This is a genomic window from Rhizobium sp. NLR22b, assembly GCF_019685295.1.
GTDB lineage: Bacteria > Pseudomonadota > Alphaproteobacteria > Rhizobiales > Rhizobiaceae > Rhizobium.
Genome location: NZ_JABDWM010000008.1, coordinates 14,532 through 39,917, shown reverse-complemented (window position 1 = coordinate 39,917; position 25,386 = coordinate 14,532). Strand labels below are relative to the sequence as shown.

The 25,386-nt window shown below is 59.8% G+C and carries 29 protein-coding genes; 16 read left to right on the top strand and 13 right to left on the bottom strand.

Features of this window, described 5'->3' with window-relative positions; genetic code table 11:
- Positions 1-23: 23 nt before the first annotated feature.
- Together HJC00_RS14575 and HJC00_RS14570 are read right to left on the bottom strand one after the other, a co-directional pair.
- Complete coding sequence (locus HJC00_RS14575; protein ID WP_210628851.1) at positions 24-290, bottom strand: sigma-70 family RNA polymerase sigma factor; 267 nt, start codon at positions 288-290, stop codon at positions 24-26.
- 138 nt (positions 291-428) lie between these two features.
- Entirely contained in the window at positions 429-653 is a 225-nt protein-coding gene (locus tag HJC00_RS14570) for a hypothetical protein (RefSeq protein WP_210628852.1), read from the bottom strand.
- Positions 654-736: 83 nt separating this feature from the next.
- Here HJC00_RS14570 and HJC00_RS14565 point away from each other — a divergent pair, with 83 nt between their 5' ends.
- From HJC00_RS14565 to HJC00_RS14555, 3 genes are all read left to right on the top strand, one after another.
- The gene (locus HJC00_RS14565) at positions 737-1,384 is read left to right on the top strand and encodes a S24 family peptidase (RefSeq protein ID WP_210628853.1); all 648 of its coding nucleotides are present in this window, start codon (positions 737-739) and stop codon (positions 1,382-1,384) included.
- A 778-nt stretch (positions 1,385-2,162) separates the two neighbouring features.
- Complete coding sequence (locus HJC00_RS14560) at positions 2,163-2,426, top strand: hypothetical protein (RefSeq protein WP_210628854.1); 264 nt, start codon at positions 2,163-2,165, stop codon at positions 2,424-2,426.
- Between the two features lie 13 nt (positions 2,427-2,439).
- Complete coding sequence (locus HJC00_RS14555) at positions 2,440-2,667, top strand: hypothetical protein (protein ID WP_221146758.1); 228 nt, start codon at positions 2,440-2,442, stop codon at positions 2,665-2,667.
- A gap of 26 nt (positions 2,668-2,693) precedes the next feature.
- Here HJC00_RS14555 and HJC00_RS14550 read toward each other — a convergent pair whose 3' ends face one another.
- The 6 genes from HJC00_RS14550 to HJC00_RS14525 form a co-directional block, all read right to left on the bottom strand.
- Positions 2,694-2,933: a DUF982 domain-containing protein gene (locus tag HJC00_RS14550; RefSeq protein ID WP_210628855.1), complete on the bottom strand. Its 240-nt coding sequence runs from the start codon at positions 2,931-2,933 to the stop codon at positions 2,694-2,696.
- 641 nt (positions 2,934-3,574) lie between these two features.
- Positions 3,575-4,342 carry a MarC family protein gene (locus tag HJC00_RS14545; protein ID WP_210628856.1) on the bottom strand — a complete coding sequence of 256 codons (768 nt, stop codon included), beginning with the start codon at positions 4,340-4,342 and terminating at the stop codon, positions 3,575-3,577.
- Positions 4,339-4,710: an STAS/SEC14 domain-containing protein gene (locus HJC00_RS14540; protein WP_210628857.1), complete on the bottom strand. Its 372-nt coding sequence runs from the start codon at positions 4,708-4,710 to the stop codon at positions 4,339-4,341. The genes HJC00_RS14545 and HJC00_RS14540 overlap by 4 nt, the downstream gene beginning before the upstream one ends.
- A gap of 178 nt (positions 4,711-4,888) precedes the next feature.
- Entirely contained in the window at positions 4,889-6,208 is a 1,320-nt protein-coding gene (locus HJC00_RS14535) for a glucoamylase family protein (protein WP_221164269.1), read from the bottom strand.
- A gap of 2 nt (positions 6,209-6,210) precedes the next feature.
- Positions 6,211-10,065, bottom strand: a complete 3,855-nt coding sequence (locus HJC00_RS14530; RefSeq protein WP_221164268.1) for a GH36-type glycosyl hydrolase domain-containing protein — start codon at positions 10,063-10,065, stop codon at positions 6,211-6,213.
- A gap of 42 nt (positions 10,066-10,107) precedes the next feature.
- Complete coding sequence (locus HJC00_RS14525) at positions 10,108-12,558, bottom strand: phosphoketolase (RefSeq protein ID WP_221164267.1); 2,451 nt, start codon at positions 12,556-12,558, stop codon at positions 10,108-10,110.
- 376 nt (positions 12,559-12,934) lie between these two features.
- On the opposite strand from HJC00_RS14525, the gene HJC00_RS14520 reads away from it, so the two are divergent.
- Positions 12,935-14,623 carry an ABC transporter ATP-binding protein/permease gene (locus tag HJC00_RS14520; RefSeq protein ID WP_221164266.1) on the top strand — a complete coding sequence of 563 codons (1,689 nt, stop codon included), beginning with the start codon at positions 12,935-12,937 and terminating at the stop codon, positions 14,621-14,623.
- A 131-nt stretch (positions 14,624-14,754) separates the two neighbouring features.
- Here HJC00_RS14520 and HJC00_RS14515 read toward each other — a convergent pair whose 3' ends face one another.
- Positions 14,755-14,925, bottom strand: a complete 171-nt coding sequence (locus HJC00_RS14515; protein ID WP_247241673.1) for a hypothetical protein — start codon at positions 14,923-14,925, stop codon at positions 14,755-14,757.
- Positions 14,926-15,480: 555 nt separating this feature from the next.
- On the opposite strand from HJC00_RS14515, the gene HJC00_RS14510 reads away from it, so the two are divergent.
- Positions 15,481-16,581, top strand: a complete 1,101-nt coding sequence (locus HJC00_RS14510) for a septal ring lytic transglycosylase RlpA family protein (protein ID WP_405048790.1) — start codon at positions 15,481-15,483, stop codon at positions 16,579-16,581.
- Positions 16,582-16,889: 308 nt separating this feature from the next.
- Here HJC00_RS14510 and HJC00_RS14505 read toward each other — a convergent pair whose 3' ends face one another.
- Positions 16,890-17,129 (bottom strand): hypothetical protein, encoded by a 240-nt coding sequence (locus HJC00_RS14505; RefSeq protein WP_221164265.1) that lies wholly within the window; start codon positions 17,127-17,129, stop codon positions 16,890-16,892.
- 157 nt (positions 17,130-17,286) lie between these two features.
- On the opposite strand from HJC00_RS14505, the gene HJC00_RS14500 reads away from it, so the two are divergent.
- Entirely contained in the window at positions 17,287-18,627 is a 1,341-nt protein-coding gene (locus tag HJC00_RS14500) for an AAA family ATPase (protein WP_221164264.1), read from the top strand.
- A gap of 223 nt (positions 18,628-18,850) precedes the next feature.
- Positions 18,851-19,063: a hypothetical protein gene (locus HJC00_RS14495; RefSeq protein WP_221164263.1), complete on the top strand. Its 213-nt coding sequence runs from the start codon at positions 18,851-18,853 to the stop codon at positions 19,061-19,063.
- A 3-nt stretch (positions 19,064-19,066) separates the two neighbouring features.
- Here HJC00_RS14495 and HJC00_RS14490 read toward each other — a convergent pair whose 3' ends face one another.
- A complete protein-coding gene (locus tag HJC00_RS14490; RefSeq protein WP_221164262.1) occupies positions 19,067-19,321 on the bottom strand; it encodes a hypothetical protein in 255 nt (84 codons plus the stop codon).
- A gap of 39 nt (positions 19,322-19,360) precedes the next feature.
- On the opposite strand from HJC00_RS14490, the gene HJC00_RS14485 reads away from it, so the two are divergent.
- The 9 genes from HJC00_RS14485 (at position 19,361) to HJC00_RS14445 (ending at position 24,633) form a co-directional block, all read left to right on the top strand.
- A complete protein-coding gene (locus HJC00_RS14485) occupies positions 19,361-19,573 on the top strand; it encodes a hypothetical protein (RefSeq protein WP_221164261.1) in 213 nt (70 codons plus the stop codon).
- A gap of 1,271 nt (positions 19,574-20,844) precedes the next feature.
- The gene (locus HJC00_RS14480) at positions 20,845-21,528 is read left to right on the top strand and encodes a hypothetical protein (RefSeq protein WP_221164260.1); all 684 of its coding nucleotides are present in this window, start codon (positions 20,845-20,847) and stop codon (positions 21,526-21,528) included.
- Between the two features lie 215 nt (positions 21,529-21,743).
- On the top strand, positions 21,744-22,058 hold the full coding sequence (locus HJC00_RS14475; RefSeq protein ID WP_221164259.1) for a hypothetical protein: 315 nt from the start codon (positions 21,744-21,746) through the stop codon (positions 22,056-22,058).
- Complete coding sequence (locus HJC00_RS14470; protein WP_221164258.1) at positions 22,055-22,588, top strand: hypothetical protein; 534 nt, start codon at positions 22,055-22,057, stop codon at positions 22,586-22,588. Before HJC00_RS14475 ends, HJC00_RS14470 begins: the two co-directional genes overlap by 4 nt.
- On the top strand, positions 22,585-23,145 hold the full coding sequence (locus HJC00_RS14465) for a hypothetical protein (RefSeq protein WP_221164257.1): 561 nt from the start codon (positions 22,585-22,587) through the stop codon (positions 23,143-23,145). Before HJC00_RS14470 ends, HJC00_RS14465 begins: the two co-directional genes overlap by 4 nt.
- The gene (locus tag HJC00_RS14460; RefSeq protein ID WP_221164256.1) at positions 23,138-23,317 is read left to right on the top strand and encodes a hypothetical protein; all 180 of its coding nucleotides are present in this window, start codon (positions 23,138-23,140) and stop codon (positions 23,315-23,317) included. Before HJC00_RS14465 ends, HJC00_RS14460 begins: the two co-directional genes overlap by 8 nt.
- Positions 23,310-23,825, top strand: coding sequence for an HK97 family phage prohead protease (locus HJC00_RS14455; RefSeq protein WP_311044181.1), 516 nt, complete (start codon positions 23,310-23,312; stop codon positions 23,823-23,825). The genes HJC00_RS14460 and HJC00_RS14455 overlap by 8 nt, the downstream gene beginning before the upstream one ends.
- Entirely contained in the window at positions 23,822-24,121 is a 300-nt protein-coding gene (locus HJC00_RS14450) for an HNH endonuclease signature motif containing protein (RefSeq protein WP_221164255.1), read from the top strand. The genes HJC00_RS14455 and HJC00_RS14450 overlap by 4 nt, the downstream gene beginning before the upstream one ends.
- Before the next feature lie 71 nt (positions 24,122-24,192).
- The gene (locus HJC00_RS14445) at positions 24,193-24,633 is read left to right on the top strand and encodes a P27 family phage terminase small subunit (RefSeq protein WP_259672277.1); all 441 of its coding nucleotides are present in this window, start codon (positions 24,193-24,195) and stop codon (positions 24,631-24,633) included.
- Here the strand turns inward: HJC00_RS14445 and HJC00_RS14440 are convergent.
- Positions 24,630-24,827, bottom strand: a complete 198-nt coding sequence (locus HJC00_RS14440; protein ID WP_221164254.1) for a hypothetical protein — start codon at positions 24,825-24,827, stop codon at positions 24,630-24,632. The genes HJC00_RS14445 and HJC00_RS14440 overlap by 4 nt on opposite strands.
- A gap of 130 nt (positions 24,828-24,957) precedes the next feature.
- Positions 24,958-25,302 carry a hypothetical protein gene (locus HJC00_RS14435; RefSeq protein WP_221164253.1) on the bottom strand — a complete coding sequence of 115 codons (345 nt, stop codon included), beginning with the start codon at positions 25,300-25,302 and terminating at the stop codon, positions 24,958-24,960.
- Positions 25,303-25,386 lie beyond the last annotated feature (84 nt).

The following is a 25,386-nucleotide window of genomic DNA, read 5'->3' as shown; positions in this document are numbered from 1 at the left end:
CCGCTCGCGGCGTGTCGCCGTCGTCAAGCGCGCAGCTTCAGCCGCCCTCGGGCGAAGTTGACCAGGGCGCCCGGCCTTACGGCGCGGCCGGGAAAACGCCGGACCGCGCGGCCGGCATGATCCTGTTGGGCGGTGTCGCCCTTCTCGGCGCTGCGAAGCCGGTGGATCTCGTTTTCCACCGAGGGCACAGACACCCCGAGGATGGCTGATATTTCGATATAATCCCGGCCGGAGCGGAAGAGCTCGAGGGCGTTCATGTCAGTGCCTTGATGCGCCGGGGCGGTGCTCATCACTTGATCCTCATTTTCATTTCGATCCGCAGCCGGCCCTTCCCGCCAAGCGGACGCCGGCCAGATCGTTCATTTTCAAACTGGTGAAAGAGGCTGGCGTCGCCGAGGGAGCGCGACGACGCCAGCTGCCGATAGCCTTCAGGGAGGAGTGAGGCTGTCGGAATTGGTGATTGGCCGAGAACGGGGCAAGACCGGCGTCTGCCGCATCTCTTCCGGCTCCGTCTGCCGGCCGCAATTCTCGCAATGGCGCTCGATCACCTCGGCGATCGACAGCGCCCTGCCGCAGTGCGGGCAGCCGGTGTAGCGGGCATTGGCGGAACCCGAAAGCCGGGGCCGGCCGTTGATGATATCGGTGCTTGTCATGACAATAAGGGTATATAAAATACCTCGCACGTCAAGCGATTTAGGGCATTACATGTACCTTTTTTTAGGGTATAATTTATATCATGTTGAAAGATCAGGAACAATTCGAGCGCGAAGAACGCGCAAGGCGTCTGGTCATGGCCAGGAAGAACGCGGGCTTTGCCGGGCCGAAGGCGATCGTCGATCGTTTGGGCTGGAACGCCAATGTCTACAAGGCGCACGAGTCGGGCCGGAACGGCTTCGGCATCGCCGACGCGAAGAAATACGCCAAGGCGTTCAAGGTCAATCTCAACTGGCTGCAGTTCGGAACCGGCGACGCGCTCGATCCGGAGGAACGGCCGGTCTCGGTCGCCGACGTGCCAAAGATCTCCTGGGTCAGCGCCGGGCAGCTGACCGAGCAGGCGCCGATCACCGACTTCTCGGAATTCCCGACGGTCGCCGCGCTCGACCTGCCCGACGGCGACTGGATCGCGCTCGAGGTCGAGGGCAATTCGATGAACAAGATCTCGCCGCCGGGCTCGATCATTTTCGTCAACCGCCGTGACAAGCGCCTGGCGCCGAACGCCCTCTATGTCGTCGCCGACGAGACCGGGGCCGCGACCTACAAGCGCTACCGTCCCAACGACAATCCGCCCTTCCAGCCCGCTTCCTACGAGGACGTGCCGCCGCCGGAATTCCAGGGCGCCGTCACCATCGTCGGCCGCGTCCGCCGATCGGTGATCGAAATGTGAGAGTCCAAGCCTTTCAAAAAGATGAACTGATTCCGTGAGATAACTCTCTCTGTTCCCGCAAAGCGCCAACCTCTTCCCAGTTAGATTCAGGATGATCCGCCGCCCTCACCAGCCGGAAGAATTTGGTTCTCTTGCTTTGCTGATCATCGCTTTCAGCGCCGGCGACCCTGCTTTGAGGTGAACCTCTCAAGGCCGAAACCGGCTCTGCCCCTCGCTTCCATCGCCATGCGCATAATGCGTGCAGCGATCCTTGCGGGAATGACATGCCTGCAAACACGCGCTTCGAGCGCAGGCGCCAAATCTGAAAGCCGCGCCGCAGAGCAGAGCGGATCAGCGTCGCCGCCCGCGCGCCTGCGATATCCCGATCTCTCTCACTTCCTCTCTCTTCCATCTCTTTCCAGTTCCTGAAGGCTGGTGAGGGAGGGTTCCGGCCAAAGCTTCCCCCTACCCCATGAGCAAAGCCCATGAAGCCGGGAGAGCATTGGCCATGTCCTGAAGGCCGGAGCCGGGATGGGACACGTGCCAGAGGGGCCATTCGCTTCACCCTCGTCCTGATTTTCTGACAGCGCACTTAAGGACTTTCGCTTCCCGCGCCGCTGGGCTTCGTCAGCTCGGGAGTTGCACCCGGTCGCCCAATCACTTGGCTGAGACATACGCCTACGATTCGTACCCCGTCAAGCATTGAGGTATTTTTTATACCTTTCCATGTTGACGATATAGGGTATTCTATATACCTTCTTCAGCACGCCAATTAGCCGGCGCGAGAGAGGGCAGAGCGATGCAGCATATCCGCGGGATCGAGACCGAGCAGAGCCGGCGGGACGCCCGCTGGAATGGTGCGCGAAGGCTCGACGACTGCGATGCCTATATGGCCAACGAGGCCCAGCGCATGGGCGCCCTCGGCTTTGCCTATCTCGGCCGCCCGGAACATTCGGTCCGCGGCCCGTCATGGCTGCGCGGCGCCACGGCAAGCGTCGAAGCGCATTACCGCTACGCCCGCGAAATCATGGGCATCACCGATGGCGATCAGCTTTATGCCTGAGGGAGAAACGGGGATGTCCGCCGATTGCGTCATTAAAGCCTTTTCCGGCTGCGCCTGCCCGCCGGGTCAGTGCGCCGAGAAGCCCATCATCCCGGCGCCGGTCACCTTCGTCTCGTGGCGGATTCAAGCGTTCACCTGCATCGCCTTCGGCTTCCTGGCCGCGATCCTCTTGGCCGCCTGGATGGAGCCGCAACTCAAGCATCGCGATCTCGATCACCAGGAGCAGGTGTCATGGAAGTAAGCGAATGGTTTTCGACGCGCCACCGGTCAGGAGCTGAACTTGATGTCGCTCGCCCTGGCCGCGGTAATGAACGCCCGCCGCACCTGCTCGGGCTCGGCAACGTCATTGAAGACATCGAGCACCAGCAGCTCGGCAGCCTTGGCCGCCGGCGTCTGCTCGGGCCAATCGTTGAGCAAGGTATTGCCGGCCTGGACGACGTTATAAACGGTCCTGGTCTTGCCATTGATGGTGATCTTCACCGGCTTGAAGCTTCGTCGCCTGCTCATGATGCAGCCCCCACGCGGAACACGCAATTCAACGAACGAGGTTCGGACTCGTTCCGGTTGAAGTGACTATGTCACATCTCGCTGCCGTCAGGCGAATCAACTTGCCTGCAGCCAGACCTGCGAGAGCCGGCAAACCTGGCGACCCGTTTTTCGGTCGACCGCCTGACGTACAGGGACGCCATGCTTGGGGTTTAGCAAACGGCCACCGAATACCAAGAAATTATGAGCCTGGGTTGTGGATAGTTTGCTTCCCCTGCAGAATAAAATGCAATTGTACGAATATTCCCTCTATTTATAGCCGCGATAATAGCACTCACGATAGTATTAATCATTGCAATAAATATTGATTTGTGTATAATAATTCCACAGCACCTAGACGCCAATACCTAGGAAACACCCCCTCTCTTGATCCCCGCTTTTTGCGGGGCTTTCTTTATCTCAGCCGTAGTTTGAGAAGCAGGTGGGCTTTTTGTTGTTTTTGGCATGCAAGTCAGGACTTCCGGCAGCAGGCAGCGAGCGCGCTCCTGCCAATTCCCGACCGTGCCGGCGCGTCCCAAGCACCAGCAACAGCGGTTTTTCGACACGATTTGCCAATGGCAGCACATCAACCATTGCGTCTAAGCGTTACTCGGTAGATGCCGTTACCAGGATAGCATGCTCAAACTATGCAAAATCACCTGCAGCCCCAGAGCAGCCTGGGTAACGCCGAGCACCACTGCCAAAACCTGTAGGGAAGTTCCGATCCATCTGAGGATAGTCTCTGCGAAAATCATTGCCATCCAGTCCAGCGCCAAGATCAGTGCTACGATGGCCGCCACTGTGAGCCCTTCCGTTCGGCGCCCCCCGGCCAACGTGGCGAAGACGATGACAGCGGCTATACCATAAGGCGTCACGATCGTTGGAAACGCCAGCGGTGTGAGAGCCAGCCGCAGATCCGTCTGGCCCAATTCTGTTGGTCGTACCGGGAGGTCAGGAGTCGGCTGCAAGACGGTTCGCAAGGCCACGATGAACAGGATGATGCCACCAGTCATCGCCAGCACCGGCAATGAGATATCCAGATTTTCAAGCATGGTGCGTCCGAGCAGCCCGGCGATCGCCAGTGCCGCCGCCGAGAACAGGATCGCCCTGGCGGCTATTCGTCGCCGAAAGGTGGGCTCATGGCCGCCGACCAGCGCCTTGAACGGCATCAGTATCTTGATCGGACCGAGCATCAAGAAAAGCATGAGGAATATTTTGCGCGCACCGAACTCCACCGCTGGCACATCCGGTCCGAGCGGCGATTGCGCAAAGGATGATGCGGGAAGACAAGCCACCCAAACCATGGCCAGAACAGAAGCCAGGAGGTTCCACCGACCGGCACGACGCAACCAGAGGCCTGCATCTGCAACTTTCCCCCGCAGCCAAGTCATCGTCGGCCCGTCTCCAACCACGAAAGCGCTGGTGCTCGTTGCCCGATGTCGAATAGCCGAACCTCGGGATGTACGAAATAGCGGGCGACGGCGGGGATGATCCTAAGGAACCTGCTTCTGGTTACGACCGCAAGCCGTTCGATCTGTCGATGGTGGCCAGAGACAAATTTCAGATGAGCAGCCACGGCCTCGAAGCTCTTCCACCCGGGAAATGATTCAATGATGATCATCAGCCCGTTGAGTTTTCCATTTGCGTCGAGACAAAGCTCGACCTCTGTCGCGATCCTCTCGAAGTCCGCCTGCTCGAGAGGACCTTGCGGTGTAATGATCAGGATGTTTTTGTCACGCACGGGCTCAACGAGAATCATCTTCGCTCTTGTCCTCAATGCCACTCGATCGCCCCCTCCGCCGGCGGGGAGCAGTCAGACGGTGATGCCGGCCTGTGCGCCGAATGGCGGCTTGCCCCGTGGAAGGCCCCCGGTTCGCACTTTGCGCGATCGCCGATGGTCCCGCCGCAACTGAAAGGCCAAATCGGTTCAGTCGCTGTCATAACCAGCCGCCCGAGAACCCGGCCCGTCTTAGCCCCACAACCAAAGGCGCGCATCGACGCATCATGTTCCATAGCAAGCCGGTTCGGTAGTTTTCGATCATCAGAACCACAGGCCCCTGGTCGATCCCGAAATGGTAGGGGCTGACCCAAGATCCGCCGTCGCCGTTCTCCAAAGTATAGGTCTGGTTGAAGGACGGTTTGAAACCGTAGAGCCGCGTCATGCCGAGATTCATGCGTGCGAAGTTTCGGACGGTCGGGATCACGATCTCCGGCGCAAATGGCAATGAAGCAATGACGACCCATGGGCATACGGTTCCATCGTCCGGCCCAAAGGGTGCACCGCGGGCGATGTAGTCGAAGAATTCCCTGTCGATACCGTCGACATTTCGCTTGATCCAACCGGGACCGTCGCTCGCCGTGAAGCCCCAGCAGTGGGCGCCATAGCCTCCAAAGTTCAAAGGGTTGCGGATTGCGTATTCCTGCTGGACAAAAGTCGCATGCCGGCTGTTCTGAAAGTAGTCGCTGTCATGTTCGCGCATGAACTCGTCACGGATGCTGCGGAAGTCGATCCACATATGCGAAAGCTGGTGGGTAAACAGCGGTCCTGAATAGAGCAGCTCGCGACCGTAGATATTCCGCCATTCATAGCTCTCGGTGTAGGCGGCATAGGATTCCGGCGGCAACGGATGCGTGGGGGAGCCGAGGCCGAGGATATAGAGGAGCAATCCTTCGTCATAGCCGCGCCAGCGATAGGGAATGAAGCCGCTTTCCGGTCGCCAGCCATGGGTCAGCGTCGCGCCGTGGTCGCAGGCCCAGTTCCAGTCCGCCCGCTCGTAGAGCGCCGCCGCGAGCCGTCTGACCTTCACCTCGTCCTCCGTGTCGCCGTCAAAGTAGGCGGCAACGGTCAGAGCACCGGCAAACAGAAAAGCCGAGTCGATGGTCGACAATTCACACTGCCAGACCCGCCGCCCCGTCTCGATGTCGAGGAAATGGTAGAAGAAGCCCTTGTACCCCGAGGCGTCCGGTTCCGGTCCCTGATGGCAACGCAGCAGGAATTCCAGCCGCCGTCGGGCGATCTTGGCGGCAAACTCCCTGATGACGACGCCGCGCTCCACCACGACCGGAATGGTCGCAAGCGCCATGCCGATGGCGGCGATGCTCGCCGGAGCACCCGCCTGGGTCTTGTCGCGCACCAATCCGTTGTCCGGGTTCGTACATTGGAGATAGTAGAGCAAGGTGGTGAACTGAAGGCGACCGAGATCTTCATCGGTTGGCATCCGGTTCAGTTCGGGATCGGTCGACAAGAGTTCCGACATGGCTAGCCCATCACCAACTGGATCTGATGGTTCTTCCCGTCGTCCTCAAGTGGAACGCTCTGCGCGGTGAGGTCCTCGCCGTCGGCGCTCAGCAGGCGATGACCCCGGCCAGATGCGGGATCCCTCCGCACCTTGATGGAATAGGTCGCCGATCCGAAGCGCAAGTCAGCCTCATAGCCAGGCCAGTGCGAGGGAATGCAGGGTTGGACGGAGAGCTGGTCTCCCTGTCTGCGAATCCCGAGAATGGCTTCCAGACCAACGCGATAAAGCCAGCTGGCCGATCCGGTATACCAGGTCCAGCCTCCGCGGCCGGTATGCGGAAACGCCCCATAGACGTCAGCGCTGACAACGTAGGGTTCGACCATGTATCGCGCAGCGTCTTCGGCGGAGAGGGAATGGTTGATGGGGTTGAGCATGCTCCAGAGCTCAAAGGCCCGATCTGCCTCTCCGAGCATCGCAGTCGCCAGTGCAACCCAGGCCGCCGCATGGGTATACTGGCCACCATTCTCCCGAATTCCGGGAACATACCCCTTTATGTAGCCGGGCTGCAGCGTCCCCTTGTCGAAGGGGGGATGGAAAAGCTGAATCAGCTTGTCTTCGGGCCGAACCAGCCGCTCCCAGACTGCTTGCATGGCATTGGAAGCGCGTCCTGCGTCGGCGACACCGGAAATGACCGCCCAGGCCTGTGGGATGGCGTCGATCTGGCATTCGTCGTTGAGGTGGGAGCCGAGGGGGGTGCCATCGTCGAAGTAGGCCCGGCGATACCATGAACCATCCCAAGCCTCAGTCTCCAATGAAGCGCGCAAGGCTTCGGCGCGCTCGAGGCACCATGCCACCCGCTCCTCGTCGCCCCTTGCCCATGCGATGGTGGCAAACGACCTGAGCACGGTGAGGAAGAACCAGCCGTTCCACACGCTCTCGCCTTTGCCCTCCGCGCCGACCTTGTTCATGCCGTCGTTCCAGTCGCCCGTTCCTATGAGCGGAAGTCCATGCGCTCCGAGGCGAAGTCCCCGATCCAACGCGCGGCAGCAGTGGTCATAGAGGGTCCCATTTTCCTCAGTGACCCGAGGAACGCCGAAGCTTTCCTCCTGGTCGTCACTCAAGGGCGGCGACGTCACGAAAGAAACCCGCTCGTCAAGGAGCGCGTGGTCCCCGGTCGTTGATACGTAGTGCTGGACGACGTAAGGCAGGAAATAGAGGTCATCGGTCATGCGGGTGCGCACACCGACGCCTGACGGCGGATGCCACCAGTGCTGGACATCTCCTTCCGTGAACTGGCGCGCAGCAGCTCGAAGGATGTGGGCGCGTGTTTCGTCGGGTGCGCAATGCACCAGGGCAGCAACATCCTGGAGCTGGTCGCGAAATCCGTACGCGCCTCCGGACTGGTAGAAACCCGTCCGGGCCCAGACGCGGCAAGACAACACCTGATAGATGAGCCAGCGGTTCATCATGAGATCAAAGGCGGCATCGGGCGTTCGCACCGTTACCGAACCGAGCAGTTCGTCCCATTGGCGGGAGACGATCGCCTGCGAGCGTCGGGCGCCAGCCGGCTCGGCATAGTCGCGCACGAGCCTGCGGACCTCGTCGCGACTGCCAGCCTGCCCAAGGACGAACACCAGTTCGGCGCCTTGGCCGGGGGGAACCGTCATCTCGACCATCAGCGCGGCGCAGGGATCGAGCAGGCAGCCGACGCTGCCGCCGAGACGGGAACCTTCCAGTCCGGCCGGTCGGGAAACGGACCCATTGATGCCGAGAAACTCCCGCCGGTCGCAGGTGAAGGAGCGCGGTGGCGCGCTTGAAGCAATGAAAGCCAGCTTGCCGGAGAAACCACTGTCCCAGAGGTTCCGCGCGACGATGGCGCCGCTCTCGCCGTCAATCTCGCATTCGATCCGTCCGGCTGCGGTCTCGCGCAGCGTACCGAGAACCCATTCGACGAAATAGGTGGCGGTAAGCCTGCGCGCGTCTGTTCCATTGTTGCGGATCGCCAGGTGAACGATCTTGACGGGGTCGGCGTCCGCGACGTGGACCGTCATTTCCTGCCGCAGAGATCCGTGGGTGCTCTCGTAACGGCTGTAACCCTGCCCATGACTGGCGGTCACCGAAGACGAGTGCCCAAGAGGCAGAAGTGTCGGCGTCCAGAACTCCCCGGTCTGCTCATCGCTGAAGTAGACGACTTCGCCTGGAGGGTCCGAAACCGGATCATTGGCCCATGGCGTAAGCCTGTTCAACTGGCTGTTGCCGGCCCAGCTATAGCCGAGGCCGCTTTCGCTCGTCAGGCAGCCGAACGCGGGGTTGGCAATGACGTTGCACCAGGGCATGGGCGTCATGGCCTCTCCATCAGCCGCGATCACATACTCGCGCCCGTCAGGGGTAAAGCCGCCACAACCATTCCAGAAAAGCAGGTCGCCGCGTGCGGCCGCGCGAGGTTTCTCGCCCTCGCCTCGAGACGGCTCCATTGGTTCCCGGGCTTTAGGCATGGTGGCCGCCGGCGTCTCAACCTGACCGGCAAGTGTTCCCTTGCTGCAATAAAGAACGACGCGCGCTGCAGCAGCGAGGGCATCCGCCGATGCGCTTGAAATAGCGGCCGCCGACAGGAGGTGGATGCCTCCGGCCTTGCCGAGCGTCTCCGCCACTTGGCTTCTGTCCACCGCCTCGCCCGCGCCGGCTTCATCGAGGAGCGCAAGGTCGAAGGGAAGTCCGCGGCTGGTGATGAATGCGTGAGCGGCGATAATCTCCTCGACGAGAGACTTCTGGTCCGCCTGGTCCATGCGCAGCAGCAGAATGGGCAGATCTCCGGATATGCCCAGCGACCACAGTCCCTCCGTGGTCAGCCCTTCCTTGACGGGAGCGCCACCATATCGAAGGCCGGGATTCGAAAATGCCAGGCTTCCGGCAAGGCGATTGTAGGCGGCCACCGTGGCCGGCGAGAGCTTTGAGGAAGCAAGTTCAGCGGCATGCCTCTCCTTCGCATCCGACACGGTCTGGACAACCGCATCGATGGTGGCAAAGCGCTCTGCAATGGCTGCCGCGCCCGCTTCGCTATCAGCCGCGCCCGTCACGAATGCGATTGTCTCCGTTCCGGAGGGTTCGAGGCGGACGGTCCTGCGCAAGCTGAAGATGGGGTCGAGTACCGGACCGGTCGTGCCGGTCAGTTTTCCGCCACGCTCGAGCGCGCCGGGATTTGACGGTGTCCTTCCGCGGCCGAGAAACCTGTAGCGGTCCGTGTCGTACCCGACTGCTGGATGGGTGTCGTCGCTTGATGCCGAAACGTGCACCGCCCAGACCGGCTTCTCCGAGCCGCTGCGTGGCCGACGCCTTGCAAACAGTGCGGTGGTTTCAGCGACAAACCAGGTCTCGACGAAGAGCTTTGCAAATGCCGGATGCGCGCTGTCGGCACGCCGGCCATTCAGGCAGATCTCCGAATAGCTCGTCAGCTCGAGTTCCCTTGCCTTCGCCCCCCTGTTGAACAGACGAAGCAGACGCAGTTCGGCGTCATGGTCGGCTGCGACGCAAACTTCCCACGAGATCTCGATGTCCCCTGCCGAACAGCGAAACTCGGCGCGATCCCCTGGAAAGCTGTGCTGGTAGTCGGCATCGGCCCGGCAGACCGGCTGCCGGGCGATGGACCAGACCTTTCCGTCTTCAAGGTCCCTGACGTAGCAGAACTGGCCCCAGCAATCTCGCGCACCGTCCTCCCGCCAGCGCGTCACGTCGAGGCCGAGCCAGGATCCGTAGCCGGAACCGGATTCGGTCAGCAGAACGCTGTATCCACCGTTCGAAAGCAGCGTGATCTCGGGAGGCGCGCCCGCCGGACGCGCCTCACCGACGTCTTCAATTTCGCCAGTCAATCGAGCCATCGGACAAACCCCTCAGTCGAAGCGGGCACCGGCCCATGGCATCTATGCGTTGTCACCCTCAGTGGAAGTGGCCCCCTTCACGCGGACCGTGCTCTCGACGCCCCACTTCCAACCGCTGATCTCAGGCATGTCGTCGCCATGCTTCTCGATATACTGACGGTGCTCGATCAGCTTCTCGCGGATTGCCTGCTTGAAGTAGGCGGCGCGAGCGCCGAGCTGCGGCAGTCGATCGATAACGTCCTCGACAAGGTGGAAGCGATCGAGTTCGTTGAGGACGACCATGTCGAAGGGTGTTGTTGTCGTCCCCTCCTCCTTGTATCCGCGCACGTGCAGATTGCCATGATTGGTGCGCCGGTAGGTCAGCCGGTGGATCAGCCAGGGATATCCATGGAACGCGAAAATGATCGGCTTGTCCTTGGTGAAGAGCGCGTCGAAATCCCGATCGGAAAGTCCGTGCGGGTGCTCGCTCGACGGCTGCAGCTTCATGAGGTTGACGACGTTGATGACGCGCACCTTCAGTTCGGGCAGGTGCTCCCGGATCAACTGCACCGCAGCCAGCGTCTCAAGCGTCGGCACGTCGCCGCAGCACGCCATCACGACGTCCGGCTCACTGCCCTTGTCGCTGCTGGCCCATTCCCAGATGCCGAGGCCTTCAGCGCAATGCTTGATCGCCTCATCCATCGTCAGCCATTGCGGCGCTGGCTGCTTGCCGGCAACGACGACGTTCACGTAGTCGCGGCTGCGCAGGCAATGGTCGGTGACGGAAAGCAGCGTGTTCGCGTCCGCCGGCAGGTAGACGCGGATCACCTCCGCCTTCTTGTTGACCACATGGTCGATGAAGCCCGGATCCTGGTGGCTGAAGCCGTTGTGGTCCTGGCGCCAGACGTGCGAGCTCAGGAAGTAGTTGAGCGACCCGATCGGCCGCCGCCACGGAATGTGGTTGCAGATCTTCAACCATTTGGCGTGCTGGTTGAACATCGAGTCGATGATGTGAATGAACGCCTCGTAGCAGGAGAAGAAGCCGTGGCGGCCCGTCAGCAGGTAGCCTTCCAGCCAGCCTTGGCACTGATGCTCGCTCAACACTTCCATCACCCGGCCGTCGGGCGAGAGGTGATCGTCCTCGGGATAGATCTCGGCCATGTAGCAGCGATCGGTGACCTCGAGTACGTCCTGCCAGCGGTTGGAATTGTTTTCGTCGGGGCTGAACAGCCGGAAGTTCTTGTTGTTCAGGTTCAGCTTCATGACGTCGCGCAGGAACTTGCCCATGACCCTGGCGGATTCGGCGGTTGTCGCCCCGGCGCTCGTCACCGACACGGCGTAGTCGCGGAAATCGGGCATCTTCAGGTCACGCAGCAGCAGGCCGCCGTTTGCATGCGGGTTGTCGCTCATCCGGCGTTTTCCGGCCGGGGCGAGCGCGGCAATTTCGGCGCGCAGCTTGCCGTCGCCGTCGAAAAGCTCTTCCGGCTTGTACGACTTCATCCACTGCTGAAGGATCTCGATGTGCTCCTGCTTGCCCATCTCGCCCATCGGGACCTGGTGCGACCGCCAGTAGTCCTCGCATTTCTTGCCGTCGATTTCGCCCGGGCAAGTCCAGCCCTTGGGTGTGCGGAAGACGATCATCGGCCAGGCCGGCCGCTTGAGGTTGCCCTTGTCGCGGGCCTCTGACCAGATTCTCTTGATCTCCGCGACAGCGGTATCCATCGCTGCGGCAAGTTGCTGCTGCACCCTGTCTGGCTCACGCCCTCCCACGAAGAGGGGCGCATATCCCATCCCTTCGAAGAACTTCCTCAATTCTTCCTCGGGAATGCGGGCAAGGAAGCAGGGATTGGCGATCTTGTAGCCATTGAGGTGCAGGATCGGCAGCACGCAGCCGTCGCGGGCAGGATTGAGAAATTTGTTGCCCTGCCATCCCGTCGCCAGCGGGCCGGTTTCCGCCTCCCCATCGCCCACGACGCAGGCGACGATCAGATCCGGGTTGTCGAAGGCAGCACCATAGGCGTGGCTCAGGGCATAGCCCAGTTCTCCACCCTCGTGGATGCTTCCGGGCGTTTCGGGAGCGACGTGGCTCGGAATACCTCCGGGAAAACTGAACTGTTTGAACAGTCGCTGCATGCCTTCGGCGTCCTGGCCGATATTTGGATAGAACTCGCTATAAGTACCCTCAAGATAGGCATGCGCGACCAGCGAGGGTCCGCCATGGCCGGGGCCGATGATATAGATCATGTTCAGGTCATCGCGCTTGATCACGCGATTCCAGTGCACATAGAGCATGTTCAGGCCGGGCGAGGTTCCCCAGTGTCCGAGCAGCCGCGGCTTGATGTGCTCGCGTTTCAGCGGCTCCTTGAGCAGCGGATTGTCGAGAAGATAGATCTGCCCGACAGAGAGATAGTTCGACGCCCGCCAGTAGGCGTCCATCAAGCGGAGTTCCTCGGCTCCGAGTGGTGCGGTTGTCGTCTGATTGTCGTTTATTGAAAGAGCGGCATTGGCCATCATCAGCCTCCTAGCGACTTGTCTTCGCCTCTGCATGCCTGCAGCCGTCACACATGAAGCCCTGCCTCCCCGACAGCTCCTCAAAGGCACATTGCGCCAAATAAGATCGCCAGCTTGCAAGGCAAGCGGCGACTTCTCCACGCAATTCCCAGGCACACAATTCCCGAGACGATTGATCCTGGCCGCGTCAATGCGCCGGAAACCTTGGCTGGCAGCATAGCTGGCGCTTTCATGATCCGCCCCTGCGAAGACCCTACACCCCGGAGGGAACCTGGAACATTAGGAATGGCCACTACGTGTTTTTACCAATCCCGGGCCCGTTCTTCGTCGACTGCTTTTCAGGTTATACTTCTGCAGGCACAAACTTGCGGAGGCGAGCATGAGCCAGCAACCTGTTCCGCTCAAGTTGACGGCCAGAAGATTCGTCCGCGCGGTCAAGATATTCATGACCTCGGATGTCGGCAGGCGAGCCAGGCTCCTTCTCGTCGCCCTGGTCGCCCTTTTTGGCGGCATCAGCGCTCTGAATGTCGTCAACAGCTACGTCGGCCGATACTTCATGACGGCAATCGCCGAAAAGCAAACTGCCGAATTCATCCGTCAGGCGATCCTCTATACTGGCGCATTCGCCGCTTCGACGATCGTTGCGGTCATAGCGCGGCTCGCCGAGGAAAGACTGGCATTGCTCTGGCGAGAGTTCCTCACCCGCCGCGCGATCGGCTTCTATATGAGCGACGGCACCTTCTACCGGGTCGGGGTGCGAGGCAAGCTCTCGCACCCCGACCAGCGAATTGCCGAGGACATCAAGGCCTTCACGATCACCACGCTTTCCTTCGTGCTGATGCTCCTCAACAGCGCGCTGACGATCCTGACCTTTTCCAGCGTGCTGTGGCTGATCAGTCCGCTGCTTTTTATTGCGGCTGTCGTTTACGCGGCCTTCGGATCCTACATGACAATCGTGCTGGGCCGCCCCTTGATCAACCTCAACCATGATCAGCTCGACGGCGAAGCAGCCTTCCGGTCCAGTCTCATCCGCGTGCGGGAGAACGCAGAGTCGATCGTGATCGCGGGAGAAGAGCAACGCCACGCAAACCTGCTGTTGAGACAGTTCGATGCACTCGCGGCGAACTTCAGACGCATCATCGTCGTCAATCGCAACGTCGGCTACTTCACCACCGGCTACAACTGGATGATACAGATCATACCGGTCGTCATCATTGCGCCAGCCTTCTTCCGCGGCGACATGGAATTCGGTGTGATCACCCAGTCGGCCGCAGCGTTTGCGATGCTGGTCGGCGCATTCTCGTTCATTGTCAGACAGTTCAATTCGATCTCGAACTTTGCGACGGTCGTAGCGCGCATCAGTTCGCTTTTGGAAGCAATCGAGGAAGCTGGCGAAGCGTCAACAACAGACGTGGACGTTTACGAAACCGAAGGCAAGCTCGCCTATGAACAGCTTACGCTGACGTCGCCGACACAAGAGATACTGCTGAAGAACCTGTCGATGGTCGTCCCGATCGACACGCGATTGATCGTCGCGGGAGAGGGCGAAGCTGCGGGCACGGCGTTGTTCCGGGTCACTGCGGGAATTGGCGCCTGCGGAACCGGACGCGTCCGCCGCCCGCCGCGCGAGCATATGCGCTTCATCGCCCAGCGCTCCTATTTCGCTCCCGGAACGTTGCGCCAGATTTTGGTGCCGACGGAGCGCCCGACGGAAGAGTCGGATGACGAGATCCTTGGCCTGCTCAAGAGGCTCGGTCTTGCCCGCCCCCTGACCTCCACTGACCTCGACGAGGATCAGGACTGGTCGACACTATTGTCACCGCGCGAGCAACAGCTGATTGCGATTGCCAGCGTGCTGATCACGGCTCCATCCTATGTCGTTGTGGAAAAAGCCGACACCATCTTCGGCCACGAGCTTCTGGCCGAAATCCTGAAGCTTCTCGCGGACCGGAAAATCGCATGCATCAACTTCGCGGAAGCGGACGCTCCGCGCGCCGCTTATGATGCCGTTCTCGAATATCATGCGGACGGCTCCTGGAGGTGGATCGACCAAGGAAAACGGCCCTGACGGTCGTGGTGCGCACCGCTTTATCAAATTCTCATCCGGCGACCGCGAGCGGCCTCCCTTGTGACCAATGACACCGAAGTGTCGTCGGCCCTCCGGGAGCCCCTGCGGGGCTGGGGACATCAATGATGCCGTCATGGGAAGCTCAGGTCCAAACCGAGCATCCTGCTAAGCACGAAGGCGACGAGCCCCACGGCCAGGACCGCTAGCACGAAGACTGCGGCCATCGTGACGCCCGTGCGCAGTACCGCTCGCCTCTCCCCCTTCTCGCCTTGATCGTGATGCCACTTGATGGCGAAGAACATGGCTATGCCTAACGCGAGAACCTTGAAGGTAACGAAGACTATAGGGACCCAATCCAAACAACGACTCTCCTGTGCATCAGCTAGGCGCCTTATGCTCGCATCTTAGGCAAATGCATATTTCTTATTATGCAATGCTGATATGTAGCAGCAGGTGGCGGCTTGCGGGCCTGTATCGTTGGGTTCAGGAATGACCGCTTAGGGCGACAGCAGACTTCAGCCGCGTGTTTGCTCCCGGCAATTGGATAGTGGTCGATATCCAATGCCGCTCGGCGACCACTCGGTGCCTGAGGTAGCAACCGGCCCCGGCAAAGTACGGCGTAAAATCGCGTGTCCCCATGGAACTATTGCCCTCAGGCCAGCTTTCACAATTATCTCAGGGATGGAGCGAATGACGGCACAATCCCAGAAGGCAATAGCGCATCGAAGTGCGCTTGGGCTGCTATTCCGCCTGGCTCTCGACCACACGCGTAGCAAACTTCGAGTACGCGGCCGGCAGGAGCGTTTGTATCGACGCATGGCGCCGATACACGGAAGACTGTTGTCAACGATGAACGGATGGCTGTTGATGTAAGTGCTGCAAAGGGCTTGCGATGGCTGGCGATCATGGCGGTCTGCGCATGCTGTGCCTGTACGACCACACAAACACCGAACACGTATCGCAGCAAAGGATATGTTTCCGAGAAGGTTTACGGTGTGACGGCGAGCCCGCGACCCGCCCACGGCAGGAATATTCGCAAGGGTGGTGGCCGTTATACCGTCGGCAAGCCCTACGTGGTGAAAGGCAAACTTTACTCACCGAAGGAGGACCCGAGTTACGACAGGAATGGTGTCGCTTCCTGGTACGGCTCAGCGTTTCATGGTCGCTTGACTGCAAATGGCGAAGTTTACGACAGGCATCACCTTTCCGCCGCGCATCCCACCCTCCCTTTGCCCAGCTACGTGAGGGTGACCAATCTTGAAAACGGTTCGTCGCTCATCGTGCGTGTTAACGATCGCGGTCCCTACCATAGGGGCCGCATCATCGACCTTTCCAGCAAGGCAGCAGATTTGCTGGACCTGAAGCACCATGGCACGGCCTATGTTCGGGTCCAGTATGTAGGCCGCGCCCGCTCGGACGGACATGATATGCCTTTTCTTATGGCGTCCTACGTCAGGAAGCCAGATCGCCCCCAGGACATCAAACCAGAGCCTCGGATCGCGACCGACGTGACGGTAGCCTCGAACCAGTCGGCCGGCGGTCATTTCTCGTCGTCACGGGTGAACCCTGCCATCAAGGCGATGAGCGCCTCCTACCAGCCGGGGGCAATCGCCGCGGCGGCGTTTCAGACATTCGGGCAATTCGCGATGTTCCCTGAGATCGGCCCTACCACCTTTGAGCGGACGCCCGAATTCGCTCCATCGATGCCGCGACAAAAATACTGCCTGAACGAGGATAGTGATGGTCGTGAGCGCGGCTCCTGCGAGGTTCAGGCTCTCCCGTTACAGGGTGTCAATCGCAATGTGCGTCTGACGGTGGTTGTCTTGATAAAGCGACGCCGCTCTCGACTCAGAGGCCACCGCCGGCGAGGAATAGCAATGGTTCTTCCCTGGAGTGCGCAAGAAGCCGCCACGAGACATGCCCACCCGCGGCGATCGTGCCAGGATAGCCGCCGATAGCGCCCGGGCCCATGATCGCGATCCGCATGCCCCCGTCGACAAAAGCCGTGGCTGTAAAATCAATATAGCAATTCTACCGCCCCAGAGCAGAATCAAATGCTAAGTCCGGGGTGGCTGTCATGATGGCGGATCGCAAGGCATATTAGCAATAAGAAAAAAGCCCGCTTTCGCGGGCTTTTCGGCTGGTCGGAGTGGAGTGATTCGAACACTCGACCCCCACGTCCCGAACAACAACGTTTGCGTCGAAAAGCCCAGAACCCCGGGGTTTCCTGAGCTCGCGCGTGGTGTCTAAACGCGCTCTTTTCTGCTCAATCGTTGCCAATCATTGCCGTAACTTCGCGCGCAACATTCATATTGCGATCCAAAGTCAATCGAGGTTTGGCAAAACTTGCCGGATCGCGAGACACCGAAGACAAATCAACTTCAACCACCTGCCGGGCAACCGGCGGGCTCTTCGTCATGAAAGGAGAAAAATGGAAATCATCAACATACGGCCACCATATCGGCCGCAGGATCTTGCGGAGTTCGATCTGCAGATCGGCCCGCACCTGCGCCTTTTCAACCTCGCCCTAAGACGCTTGCCGAACGGGCATCACCGGATCTTGGCACCGAACGCCTACGGCAAGCATGCCGCATCGTTCGCACCGGCCCTAGCGGCCGAAATCGTAACCGCCGCTCTGACGGCGATGGGAGGCACATCAGCCCATGGCGCTAAATTCGAAGCCGCTGCGGCCTAAGCCGGTAAACACCGCTTACGCCAGCACAGACTTCTCGACGCTTGCGACCGAATTCCAGGAATCAATTATCGACCTGCAATCCGGCAAGGACACGGATGGCGAACGCTTTCTAGCCGCTGCAACAGCGTTCAACGCTGGCGTCGCGCGCCTTATCCGAAAGAACCCGCGCGCCGCAAACGACAACAAGCCCTATCCAGGTGTCATATCGAGCGGCGATTTTGTGCGGGGCTTCGTTCCCCCTGACTATCATCTAGACGGCGTCTTTCAGTCGCGCTTTTTCTACAGTTTGACAGGGACGACCGGCACCGGAAAGACAGCTGTTTTGCTGTTGCTGGCAGCGGCAACTGCAATGGGGTTCTCCGTCGGCGGAAGAGATGTGAAGAAGGGGCGTGTGATCTACATGGCCGGTGAGAACCCTGATGACGTTCAGATGCGCTGGATTGCGTACGGTCATCATCTTGGATTTGATCCCGAAGACATCGACGTCCACTTTGTCAAAGGCACCACTGACGTCGCCGAGACGCTGGATCTGATACGCACCGATCTCATCGCCTTGGGCGGCGCAGATCTTGTTATCGTTGATACGAGTGCCGCATTTTTCTTCGGCGCTGACGAGAACTCAAACACCGAAGCTGGACGGCATGCACGAACCCTGCGGACACTGACGACACTACCCGGCGAGCCTGCCGTTATAGTTGCGGCGCATCCGACCAAGAACGCATCGGCCGATGCCCTCCTGCCTCGAGGTGGCGGTGCATTTATCGCGGAGGTCGACGGCAATCTGACGCTGTCTAAGTCCGACGGTCTCGTGAAGCTCCATTGGCAGGGCAAGCATCGAGGGGCGGATTTCGATCCTGTAATTTTTCGCCTCGAAGGCGTGACGGCACCAATGCTTGTTGATACCCGCGGGCGGCTCGTTCCGACCGTGCTGGCGAGAGACATGTCCAGAGGTGAGGTTGTCGCAGTAGCCGCATCGGCTAGACGAGATGAAGACGATGTACTCCTGCACCTGGACCGTGACGCGAATGCTTCCCTGAGCTCGATAGCCGAAGATCTTGGATGGCGGAGCGAAGACGGATCCGTTCATAAAGATCGGGCAAGGCGTGCAACAGACAAACTGAAGCGCGACAAGCTTGTGGTATATGAGGCTCGGAAGTGGAAGATCACGGCGGGAGGATACGATGCCCTTATCGGCATCAAAGCTGATCGTCACCGCGAGGCGCAGGCCGCATCATTCGCCATAAGGGCATCCGAAAATATCGTGCGGAAGTCGAATTTCAGGCCGCACGAAATGGACGACGGCGACTGATAATCACATCGATCGTGCGCCCGCACGATTTCCGCGCACGATTTTGCCAAAAAAACAAGAAAATCCAATGAAAACAATGCCGTGCGGGCGCACGATTTTATAACACAACACACACCCGAACGATGGGGGAATTCATTCCCCATCATCGTGCGTGCGGAACTTTTCCTATAGCACGCACGATCGCACGAAACGAAAACCAGAGGAGACAACAGCAGGATGAACAATGTTTGCAATCACCCCCTTCCAAGCCACCCGCTACGCGGTCGTCATTAAGGGCGATCGGACAGCTCAAGAGTGGCAGCCGTGCCGCGTTGTCGGCGTCGATGCCAGCGGCGAAGAACCAAAGTACATTGTAGAAATACGCTCCGCGGACGGCTCGTCATATCTCGACAAAGCAGACCTCATCAGGAAGCCGGCGCCTACCAACCAGGCCTGATCACTAACGACGGAACAGGCTGCGCGCCAACAGAACAACACTCGCGGCTAAGGGGATGTTCACGAGCAGCCCTAGGGCGAGTGGCGCGCCGCCGTCTATCGTTGCCCAAGTATACGGCAGGCTAAATAACGCCCAGGCAATCGAAGCGCAGAGAAAAGCAACGACATTTCGCCCACGCTTGTGGTGGTCGTAACCGACCGCCAACAATGCGCCTACAGCCAAAAGCCAAACCAAAAATCCACTCAGAAATACGAGCATATATCCCTCGGCGCTCGCTATCAAAAGCGGAGATTACCGATGACCAACACCGATATCAATCCAGAGAAACCACTGCGCGGCCGGCGCCTGTCGTGGCGAGAATTCACGGAGCTTGCCGGTCTACCGAAGCCGGACTATGCGGCTCTGCCGGCGAATGATAATGGAGTGGCCGTCGACGAAAAACGGCGGGAGAAATCCCGCCGTCTCTTCAGTGATCATTTGCCGTGCTTGGTGGGGTCCACCAGCCGATAGCTCGAACCGGGCTTCGGCGTAGGCGGGAGAGGCTCGCCGCGAACGACGGTCCTTTCCGGTCCAGCACCGCCACGCGGTCCAACGATCTGATATTGGCCGGAGCGTGGTGCTTCCACGCCCGGACGCAGAGGAGGTTGTTTTGCCATTTTTGAATGGCTCTTTCTCTCAGCTTGAAAAGAACAACCTTGGGCGCTAGATTCGGAGATGTTCAGACTACCGCTTCGGACGCACGGTTTGCCTCACGGCAAGCTGAGCGTCCGCGGCAAACACACAAGGCGTGGCAGAATCATTTCTGCGCACGCCTTCTTGTTGCACGAGTCGCGCCGTTAACGCAATATTAATTTTCTAGGGGAAATTCTCTATGCTGCGTTATTAATGGCTTCTCCACAGCATGTCAACAACAGTCTAACAAAAATTGGAATTTTTTTCTGATGCGGTCATGACCGATCTCCCCAAATCCTATCAGAAGCTGGGGCTTGCGTTAGAAAACTTTTGCGCGAATTGATTCAGCGCGCGTTGTCACGGGAGGGCACCTCAGATATCTCCCACCCCTTCCTTACTGACCGGTGCCGCCACTCGGAGCTATCGCTAATACAGGAATTCTTCGCGCGTGCGCGCAAGCGCGCGCGGAAACGTTTGACTTTTCCGGCATTTGGGGGTGTGCCTCAGTGCCCGCCAGCCAGCGCAATGACGGCGAAAACGTACGAAGCGGCGATTAGAAGATAGGCGATCTGAATAGTGGTCACGGTCCATCCTTTCGTTGGTGGACTTCTTATATACACCCACTTTCGCACCCAGCATAAAAGCTTACGAATGATTATCCCGTGATCGACAGCGCCCGCCGCAGGGGTGCCAATCGTCCCTTCGGGCATCCAAAAATGGACCGGCGCGGTAGGCAATTTTTCTCATCCGCAAAATTCGAAATCGGCAGCCCCCTCGCCCGCCGTTGACAAAATTGTATGTTTACATTGAACTCCTCGTATCGGCCCTCGATGGCCAGCCGCTAATCAAGACCCGCGAAAAGCGGGCGGAACAAGCCTCCCTTTCTCAGGAACTACATCATGACATCAAGAGCGCGGCCCGTCGCCGCGATCGATAACGTGCCCCGTCACGCCGACGAATTCGCACATGACCTTACTGCCCGTCGTGCTTGGGTCGCTTCACTGCCGACGCACGATCCAAAGCCGGTTCTCGCGTGGCCGACTGCGGAGCGTCTCTCACGGCTGGAAAATCCTGAAGCTGCCAGAACACTCTATCGTTACGCGGAGCTGATGGCGCCGCCGCATATGGTGACCGCAAACGACAACGATCCTGATGTTGCAGCGCCGGAAGGAGATCCGGATATGCGGCATGAAATGCGCCCCAGCATCGACGAGATGCTCGACGCTGCTTCGCCAGGCATGCGCTGCCGGGTGGTCTCATCGAAGATCAACGGCACATGGACGATCACGGACCGTCAGAAGCCTGGTTTCATGTTCGCCGGCGGCCAGGTGCAACTGGGCAATCTTGTATTCCGGGCCGGCAAGCTCGTTTGCTATGGCGAGACATCGCGCGGAAGACGCAAGACACCGGTGGAGCGCACTAGGCAGCCCAAGGGATACAAGGCGCCGCCTAAGCGGTCTCGGGAGTCGATCCGGTTTCTGCTTCCAGCAAATGACAACACCCCGATCGCCGACGGCGCCGGCTGGCTTGGTGGCGTAACGCGCACGACGGGAAACTCGAGACATCAGGACAATGGCGACCACATGGCCGCATTGGAGATGGACCGAAATGCGAAGCGTGCCGCAGTACGCCTGGCTCTTGGCATAGACGCCGCGGTGCTCGATGCCGCAATCACCGACGCCACGGCCCAGCAGATCGGTGAGGCCTTCGGCTATTCGGGCAAGACAGCAGAACGCCGCGGGATCGAGAAAATCAATGCGGCCATCCGAAAGCTGCAAGAAATCGCAGCATGATCGTCCCTAAAGTGTTGCGCCGGAACGTATTTATATGAGGCAGCAGAAATGCTGCGATCTTCGCCTGTCGATCTAGTTCCGGTGGCGGGCTCCTTTCTTACCGTGACTCCGGATGAACGAGCACGGCAAACCACATGGTGGTGGCTAAGCTGGCTCTTCGGGGCCGGCTTTTCTTTTGCCTCCTCACCCATCACTTAGAAAAATAAGGAAATCCCATGGCTTTTTCAGGCCTTCACGTCGTATGCGGTTATGCCGGCTCTCAAACCGCGCGATACACTTCGCAGGCCGTTTTCGGCAAGATCGCATGGAGCGAGGCGCCGGCCAGCGGCGTGGTGTCCACCAATGTCGCTCCTGCATCATCCGACATCGCCGGCGACCCTATTTTCAGGTTCAATGCGGCTGCCGATTCGTGGGTGTCGATCGGAAAAACGCCAGACGCTACGACCGGCACACGTTTTCTTGTTCGCTCCGGCTCGGACTACGATATCTACGCCGCGCCGGGCGACAAGCTGCAGTGGGTCGCGGCATGACGCAGACAACCACTCTCGCCGCGGCGATCGCGGCTCTTGAGCGCCATCTCGGCTTCCGCCGCGGGCGTCTGGTGTCGATGGCGCAACGTCTACAGAACGCCGGAGTCATTCCCACCGGCGCACCGCGCACCGCGCCACAACTCACTCCCGCCAATGTCGTCGATCTGGTCGTTGCCTATGCCGCCGACGCGCCGCTGCACCACGCACCTCGGTCGGTGGAAGCCTACGGCGCACTTACTCCTGGAGGCGCCAATCTCGATGCTGCGCCCGCGAGCGTCAAAGTCTCGGCGACCGAGTACCTCCAGTCGATTGCGGCACTCGCTGCCGAGGGCGACACCGGCATTCGGCGCCTCAAGCTAGAATTCGTTTCCACCTGGCCGGAGCTTGCCGTTCATTTCGAAGACGGATCCATTCACCGCTTCCTGGCCGTCGGGGCTGTATCGGGGCATTGGCAATCAGCCGGCCATAGACAGTCAATTACAATCAATGGCGCCGCTCTGGCGGACGCTCTGCAGGAGATTTTCCATTGAAGACCGAGAAGTTCCGCGTTCCCGCACTCGCCGAGCTCGATCCAGTTTACAAAGACCTTGAAAACCGCCGTAGCTTGCTGATCGACAAGCAAACGGCCAACACTCGCGAACAGCGCAGTCTCGAGGAGAAGCTCGCGGCCCGCCCGCCCGCGCAGTACTCCCACAACGTCGCGGAGCTTCTCGGCGAGAGTGGCAGCGGAGGGGAATCCGAGCACGGTCTGACAGAGAAGCTGAAGAAGCTTCGGGTTGAGGCACGGGACATCGAGATCGCACTCTCCGTAATCGGCCGCCGGCTCGAAGAGCAACGGATTCAGGCCAACAAATTGGTCGTGGAAGCCAGTCGCAAAGAGTACGGTCGCCGCGTAGCTGCCGTCGTCCACGCACTCCAGGGCGTCGCTGCGGCACGAGCTGATTACGATGAGCTCCGCTTTCAATTTGAAGACAATGACATCAGATGGTCCTCACTGGTCCCGATGTCGCTGGGCTTTCTCGGCGACGCTAACGACGGCCATGTCCAGCGCGTGACCAAAGAAGCGAAGGACAATGGCTATGTATGAGCGCGCGAACAAGAAGGCATCGACCCAGGGCCGGAGCGTGAAGCTACCGGGAAAGGCGGCTCAGCACAGTGAGGCGAAACCGATCGATATTGCGCGCGAACTGCGCGCTAAATCAGAACTCGGCCGGCGTGAGGCGAAACTTGCCGCCGCGGAGGCGAAGCTCGGTGGCTGAGCGAATTTCTGGGTATGCTGCGAAGTTCCGCAGTGAAACGACCATCGCCGGAGAATTTCGCGAGATGCTGAGTCCCGGCTGTTTTGCGCGCACTCTTCGCGACAATCCAGACGTGGTCATGCTGCTCGATCACGATTCTGGCCGCGTCCTTGGCCGCACCACCGCAAGCACACTCTTCCTCAGGGAAGATAGCACCGGCCTCTGGTTCGATCTCGATCCAGACCCGACGACGCCATCAGGGATGGAAGCAATCGGGACGGTAAGGCGGGGCGACATACGTGGATGCTCGTTCGGTTTTCGCGTGCGTTCCGAAGAGTGGCAGGACGGCGGCAACCGCTTGCCATTGCGTATCATCAAGGATGTTGATCTGGCGGAGGTCACGCTGACCGGGTTCCCAGCCTACAGCGACACCAGCGCCACCTTTCGCGTGGCCACCGGCAATGGCGCGGCCGAGCGCGTCAAGACCAAGGTTGAGGCGGCGATGAAAGCCCGAGGCATCACGCCATGACGCAACGCAGCGCTGAGGCTCAGCAGTACCATGCCCTCTATCGCACACGGCTGTGGAAGCAGCTCAGACTGGCCCAACTGGCCCGTGAGCCACTATGTTGGATGTGCGACGAGCTCGGTGTTGTAACTACAGCGAACACGGTCGACCACCGCATCCCGCACAAAGGCGATCACGCCCTGTTCTTCAATCCGGAGAACCTCGCCAGCCTCTGCCCATCCTGCCACTCGCGACACAAGCAGCGCCAGGAGCGAGGCGGCAAGGTCGTGCGATATGGCGCCGACGGATATCCCGTCTGACCGGCCGGGAGGGGGTATCGAAGGCCTTTCGATCGTTTCCCTTAGGGTAGCGGTGTCGCACCAACGTGTTTATGCGCCTCGCCCCGGTTCAGAAAATATTCCATCGGTCGAAAAGCCCAGCAACATTGGGATTTTCTCATCAAAAGCCCCTCAAGAACGGTGAAAAAACGATGGCGAAACCGCCAAAAGCGCCGGGGCATTTGCGCCCGGCGACGCAAAAGTGGTGGCGAACGGTCCTCGCCGATTTTGATCTTGAAGACCACCACCTTCGGCTTCTGCAGCTGGCAGCGGAAGCGTGGGACCAGGCGCAGCTCGCCCGCGAGGTTCTCGATAGAGACGGCCAGACCTTCACCGACCGATTCGGTCAGCCCAAAGAGCGTCCTGAGGTTGGCATTCTGCAAAATGCTCGCATTGCGTTCGCGCGGCTGCTTCGTGAGCTCGCTCTTGATGGCGTCGACGCACCTGAAGCGCCGCGGATGTCCCGCACCCGTGACTATGGAAGGCGAGCCTAATGCCTATCCGAAGACGAGCGAACCTTCGCCGAGCCGGCGAGGTTGAGGCATGGTCTGGCTATTTCCAGAGCGGATGCGATTTCTTCGATGATCTCGCCGCGATCGATCTCACCGAGGAGACGGCTGAGCCCCTGGCCGAAGAAACATGGCGCCGGATCGGCTCTGAGGTAATAGAGCACATTGAGAATCTGCATCGCAACTTCTATCCGCCGCCGCGTCCGTTTTGGGCCGAAGAGAATTTCGGGCCGCCCGGCGCCCGGCGGGGCAGGCGTCGGCGGTAGGTCTGTAGGAACCTGGCCGATCGCTATTTTTAGCGAGCCCTTATCACATCAGGCTGTCCAGCCGTTGCGCAAGACGGAACCGCAGACCGTCGCTCTCATCGTATCGGACCTGCTCCACCTGATAGACGGCAACGTACGATCTTCGAGCAAAGCCAGTTGGATATCCCTCCGGCCCTATGTGTGGAGTGTCCTCTGTGAGAATAACGCGCTCGCCATTTCGGATGGCATCGACAAATTCGACAACCTTGGAAGCAGGCAATCCGTCCGTCTCGCGGATGTATGGATCATGGTAGTCCAGTTTATTTAACCAGTATCTGTGAACGCAGGGCAGTTGCTCCCCATCTACTTTGGCGAACCATGATCCTCTTCGCCCTGTTGCCTTCTTCATTCTTGGCCTCCTCTTGCACGGCGATGATACCCGAAGTCGAGCCCAAGACAATCAGAACAACACACGCCTGCGTGGTCGGCAACC